This window comes from Bartonella sp. MU37NMGALS (assembly GCF_042194015.1).
GTDB lineage: Bacteria > Pseudomonadota > Alphaproteobacteria > Rhizobiales > Rhizobiaceae > Bartonella > Bartonella grahamii.
Map to the genome: position 1 here is coordinate 1 of NZ_JBHIML010000065.1, position 1,870 is coordinate 1,870.

Consider the following 1,870-nt stretch of genomic DNA (forward strand, 5'->3'; position numbering starts at 1 on the left):
AGACAAACATAATATTTGATGACGCTATAAACTTTGAGATTTTATAGAAGATCCTTATATGCTTTTATTGCAAAAATATCACAATAGAATCCATATTGCTAAAAAGTCATATTTCTATGTTGCTATTTTCTTAAACAGTCTATAATGGTACAGAAATGTATATTAGTAAGACTCATTTTGATAAAATAACTTTCAAAGGAGGGGATAAGTAATGCGTAAAGGTAAAAGGCGCTTCACAAGGCTGCACATGCATTATTATATGATATTTTAAAAAGAGATAACCTAACTAAAAAGCCAATTATCCAAGGCAAGCCATATTTCTAACGTACCACAATCTCTTTTTACTTTACTTATTGTTAATAAAAAAATGCTTTCTAATAAAACTAAAGTCTATAATTAGGAAAATACATAACAAAAGCTTTGTAAAACGATTTTATAGTAACAACCACCAAAGTAATATTAAATATGCAAGACCTCTTTTTAGTTAGTAAAAAACAGTACATTAAAACCCTTAGACTCTAAATGTGTCATCTTTATGTCTACAAAACATAATCAAAGAAACAAACATTTAGGTCCTAACAAAGGAAGCACAAACAAAACAAAACTAAAGACTCAAAATGTTCACACTCCAAGCAATGACCCTCTATTCTAAATTCCAGAGGGATCAATAATGCTAAAATGTGTCTTTTTTATGTTTTGGAGGTGTTTCTAAAGTTTTTTCATTGGAGAGTTTGTTATGAAAAAATTATGTGCCCCACAAGCAGCGAGTGAATTAAAACGTTCTCGTTTTTCTTTTATTAAAGTTCTTTCGTTAGCTACGGCGGTTACATTTTTATCGAATGTTACCCCTGTTTTTTCAGCAAATTCTGATTTTAGAAACACATTTCTCGAAGGTGTAAAAAGTGCTGGTGTATCTTATCCACAAAGCATTGTCTCTGTTGCTGGTTTGAATGCTTCTTCTGTCTCAAAAGACAATTATTTAACAGCACTCAATAAAGCCGGATTAGAAAAGATTAATGTTGCTGATGACTATGCAAGTTTTTTAATTAAAACCCTTTCTGGTAAGAGCGATAGGAGTCCTGTCGTAGATGTTCTGAAGGCAGAGAACAAAAATTTATTGGTACAAAAACTAGATACAGATGAGCAATATAAAAAGTCTCTCATTGGTCCACGGTCATTTATGGTTGATAGCTCTGTAGACCAACAGCTTGCGCAGTATGATGAGAATACAGCCCCGGTTAATGTTTCTGACTTTTTGCGGGGTGGAACTGCAGGAATGCAACGTGCTAAAGACAACAATACTGTTTTGGGGTGGGGGGCAAAAACGGAAGGCATTTATAGTACTGCAATCGGTGGAGTTGAAACTAGTGGATCTAAGGTGCAGGATATTAATGAAAAAAATAGAGTACTTGCAGCTAATGATTATGTAAGGGCTCTTGATTTCGACGCACCTGTGACGAGGGCGCAGTATACTGTTGTTTTAGGCGTTGATGCAGAAGCGCAAAAGTCAGAAAGCATTGCTATAGGTCATGGGGCGCAAGCTATGGGTGCAAATAGTATCGCAATAGGTAACAAATATAATGCTGGTACAAGCGTTACAAAAGCGGAGAGTAGTTTTTCAACAGTTGTGGGAGATTTTGCGTCTACTAAGAAAGCATATGCGAGTGCTTTTGGTGCGAGTGCAGATGCACTGGGACAATTTTCTGTTGCTGTGGGATATAAAGCGCTGGCAAGTGATGACGGCAGTGTTGCTCTAGGGAGCAGTTCTGTAGCTGATGTTGCTGCTGGTATTCCTGGTTTTTCTCCTTATTTTAAAAGAGCTGCAGATGACACAGGGTATTCATGGAAAAGTACTATGGGTGCAGTGAGT

Annotated in this window: 1 pseudogene; it reads left to right on the plus strand. The window is 36.0% G+C overall.

From position 1 onward, the window contains the following. Positions 1-736: 736 nt before the first annotated feature. Positions 737-1,870, plus strand: a pseudogene (locus ACFIJP_RS08930) (hypothetical protein); the annotation flags it as partial.